General features: G+C 65.5%; 5 protein-coding genes and 1 pseudogene. 1 reads left to right on the top strand and 5 read right to left on the bottom strand.

The features are described from left to right. The 5 genes and pseudogenes from A5780_RS26570 to A5780_RS26585 all read right to left on the bottom strand — a co-directional run. Window positions 1-615, bottom strand: a pseudogene (locus A5780_RS26570) (hypothetical protein); the annotation flags it as partial. 310 nt (window positions 616-925) lie between these two features. Beyond that, window positions 926-1,090, bottom strand: a complete 165-nt coding sequence (locus A5780_RS40315; protein WP_156769677.1) for a hypothetical protein — start codon at window positions 1,088-1,090, stop codon at window positions 926-928. 130 nt (window positions 1,091-1,220) lie between these two features. Then, window positions 1,221-2,039: a bifunctional 2-polyprenyl-6-hydroxyphenol methylase/3-demethylubiquinol 3-O-methyltransferase UbiG gene (locus A5780_RS26575; RefSeq protein WP_064909988.1), complete on the bottom strand. Its 819-nt coding sequence runs from the start codon at window positions 2,037-2,039 to the stop codon at window positions 1,221-1,223. Then, window positions 2,036-2,350, bottom strand: a complete 315-nt coding sequence (locus A5780_RS40320; RefSeq protein WP_156769678.1) for a hypothetical protein — start codon at window positions 2,348-2,350, stop codon at window positions 2,036-2,038. The genes A5780_RS26575 and A5780_RS40320 overlap by 4 nt, the downstream gene beginning before the upstream one ends. After that, window positions 2,347-3,066 (bottom strand): GntR family transcriptional regulator, encoded by a 720-nt coding sequence (locus A5780_RS26585; RefSeq protein ID WP_064909992.1) that lies wholly within the window; start codon window positions 3,064-3,066, stop codon window positions 2,347-2,349. The genes A5780_RS40320 and A5780_RS26585 overlap by 4 nt, the downstream gene beginning before the upstream one ends. A 212-nt stretch (window positions 3,067-3,278) precedes the next feature. On the opposite strand from A5780_RS26585, the gene A5780_RS26590 reads away from it, so the two are divergent. Further along, a partial coding sequence (locus A5780_RS26590; RefSeq protein ID WP_082976745.1) for a hypothetical protein occupies window positions 3,279-3,534 on the top strand: 256 nt, incomplete at its 3' end.

The following is a 3,534-nucleotide window of genomic DNA, read 5'->3' on the forward strand; positions in this document are numbered from 1 at the left end:
AGCTACTACCGTCCAGGCCTGCGCCGCGCTGTAGTCGGCACGCGCCAACGCGCACGACACCCCGAACTCCCGCGCCGACCGGCTGCCATCGACGACACCAGCGCGGAGCTTCAGCGGCCGCCGCCGGCCATCACGAATCTTCCTGTCAGCGCGGGCCTTCGACGTGATGGCCACAGCGTCGAGCACGGCGGCCGGGGTCGCGGTGCAGGCGATGACCGGCGCGGGCAGCCCGATACGGTGCGGTGCGCTCAACAACCGCAGATGCTGGCCGGTGCGGTCTTGGACCGAGGTGTCGTAGAGCCGGGACAAGCGGCGGCACAACCGCGCCCACTCCCGCACCGGAACCTTCGCATCGGTGACCACCGCGATCACGTGACGCCCACCCGCGCGGCCACTCTCGCGCACCACATACGGCAACCCGTGCCGCACACACCAGGCCACCAGCGCCTCCGCGCACGCATCGCCCACCTCCGCGTCGGTGGCGTCGATATCAGCACCCAACAAGCCCTCCGCCAGCCGCCCGGCGACCGAGGCGCATTCCTCAGCGGCCAGGGCCGCGAGAGCCTCGGCGCGGGTGACCACCCGACGCGGTGAAGTGTTGTCGGCTGCGAGCAACACATAACGGCCGACATACAGCGCCGCGTCCAGCGCAGCGAGGTAAGCGCGGTGACGAAACCGCGGTGCGGGCGTGTCGGAAACTCCCGCCGATACAAGGAAGGGCAGCTCAGCCGAACTGTTCGCAAAACCGTAACCACCGCAGGTAGCGGGGGTTGTTGTTACCGAACAATCGTGCTTGCTACCCTGAAAGCCGCTTACCAAGCGTCGGCCTCTCAGGGATGGGTGGGCCATCGAAGACCTCTCGGGTGCAACCGGGAGGTCTTCCTTCGTTTAGGGGTCCCACCGCGCAGGAACGGTGGGGACCGGCTTATGCCGGCATCTTCAATTCGGTCTGGTCTGGGTTCGGAAGTCCTGGGTAGTCCGGCAATCCAAGCTCACGCCGTAGGGCGATCTCAAACAACGTGCGCTTGTTGATGCCACGCTGCTCTGCCGCCTGTTCGATCGCGGCGACCACTTCGCGGGAGAGGTTCACCCCCACCGGTGTGGTTGGGGGGAGCTTTGCAGGTCTAGGCATGACGTAATAACTAGCTCTATTACCTTCCAGAGCATGGGAGGCGCGCCGTAGAACCCACTCGGACAGTTTGTGCGGCCCATGTGGCTGGTCAGAACTTGCGGGCCCGCAGGGAAAAGGTGAGTGGTAGCTCGATTCCGTTGGGCGGCAGGTACTCCCGGTCGGACTGCTTGAGCAGCGAGGGCCAGGGGCGGTCCAGCCATGGGAATTCGTGGAAGAACTCGAGGCAGAGGCCAGCCTGCGCGATTGAGGTAAGAAGCTCGCCGGTGCTGTGTGCCCACAGGAACTTGTCGGTGGACTCGACGTCAGCATCGGGGTCTGCGTAGGTGCCGCGGACCTCGTGCCGGATCGGCTCGGACCGGGACCAGTAGGGGCGACCTACCCGGAACTCTGGAGAGTGGTCGTCGACGGCTTTCGCGACAGGGTGAATGTCGGTCAGATAGAAGATCCCGCCTGGGGCGAGGAAGTGGGCGACTACCTCTGCCCATGCAGTGAGGTCGGGAAGCCAGCCGAGGATCCCACGGCTGGCGTAGACGATGTCCCATGTCCCCGTGAGGTTCTCGGGCAGTCGCATCACATCGGAGACGACGAACTGAGCGTCCACGCCGGCATCCTGTGCGAGCTGTGTCGCTACCCCGATGGCGACAGGGGAGAAGTCGACGGCGGTGACGGCCGCGCCGCGCCGCGCCCATGCGATGGAGTCTGTTCCGATCTGGCATTGGAGGTGCAGCAGGCTTTTACCTGCGACGTCGCCGACCTCCTCGATCTCGTACGGCCGTAGCTTGTCGGCCCCTGCTCGGACGGCGGCGAGGTCGTACCAGTCACCTTCGGCGTGGATCTTCGCCCACTCGTCCCATAGAGCGCGGTTGGACTCGATCGCCTGGTCAGTTGACGGATGACTCTGTGTCACAGCATGTCTCCTTCCGGGTGCCGGCCGATCACAGCGCGCAGCTCGGGCGGAACCACTACCCGCGTGAAGTCAGCGAGGGCAACTCCGTCGAGATCGGCCAGGCCGCCGCCGAGACCAGCGGTGCGGCGGGCGAGGACGGAGGCGTGCCGCTCCAGCAGAGTCGACAGTTCTCCAACCACGGCCGGGTTGTCAGCGTTCACGATCAGCTCACGTAGAACGGCGGCTACGGCGCCGATATCAGCAGCGAGCGCAGATTCGATGGCGGCTGAGGCTGGCTCAGCCGCCACTGTTGTTGTTCCCGACGCGGTCATACCCAGATGCCTCGGGGGGTGACGGAGATACCGAACTCGACCATGCCCTGCTCGTCGGGCCAGTAGTTCTCGACGATAAGCACCGGGGAGCCCTCGGTGACTTCGAGTCGCTCGGCGGCCAGGGCGTCGGCGTGGTCGGCGCAGTGCCGGTAGTAGTCCTTACCCAACGCGGGGAAGCGACCGGTCCTGTCCTTGATCAGGCTGATGGTGCCCTTCGGCAGGGCCTCCAACGACAGGAGTTCCGGCGCAGGCTCGGCGAATTCGCCAGGCATCCAGGAGACCGACCACTGGACGGGAGCATTGCCGTTCAGTGTCACTCGCTCACGCCGGATGACCTGGTCTCCCGGCTCGATACCCATCTTGGTGGCGATGTCCTCGGGTGCGGTGATCAGTTCCGCCGAGATGCGGCGGGAGGAACCGTGCGGGTAGATCACTCGCCCCCGCCGGACTGACGCCAGCCGGAGTTCCGGGCTGAAGCTGTTCGATTCGGTGTAGGTCACCAACGCGCCCTGGTTACTGGTGGTCACCAGCCCCTCGGATGCGAGTTGCCGCAGCGCCTTGGCTGCTGTGGTGTGAGCGACCTTCCACTCTTCGGCGATCTCGCGAACGGGCGGCAAACGCTGTCCATCGCGCAGATCACCGCCGATGATCTGGTCTCGGTAATAGGCGACCAGCTGCATGTAGACCGGCTCGGGCCGCTGAAGGTTCGGAGCCACGTGCTCTGTCCTTTCTCGTGTTTCTCCACTTCAGGCTAACACTCGTGTGCGCGTGTGCGCGCTGCGCACAAATAAGCGCACATTTTTCGTGTGCGCTCTTGTGCGCGTTAGCGTTCGCACACATACTTGGTTGTGTGCGCAGCGCGCACACGGGTGGACACGGCTGGTAGAGCGGCCCGCCACTCGCATCGAGAACGACGAGAGGAGTCGCGATGAACCTTCCCGAAGTTTGGACTCGCGATATCTGGCAGCGAGCTGCTGCTCCCACGATCCCGTCGGTGCAGGAGGTCGACGGGCATCTGACCAGCGCGGGGACCACCCATCACGCCGACTACGTCGGCGATTCGCTGTGGGTGGTCGATTACCTGCCCGGCCGTCAGCTGACTCGAGAGCAGGCGACGGCGGCGATGCGGATTGCGGTCGCTCCGGAGCGGCTGGAGGTCGACCGGTGGGCGAGCCTGCTGGGCG

The organism is Nocardia sp. 852002-20019_SCH5090214 (genome assembly GCF_001665865.1).
GTDB classification, from domain to species: domain Bacteria; phylum Actinomycetota; class Actinomycetes; order Mycobacteriales; family Mycobacteriaceae; genus Nocardia; species Nocardia nova.

What these genes read in the sequence shown, in the direction of transcription:
- A5780_RS40320 (WP_156769678.1), bottom strand. Translation starts at nt 2,350, where the DNA reads ATGACCGCGTCGGGAACAACAACAGTGGCGGCTGAGCCAGCCTCAGCC.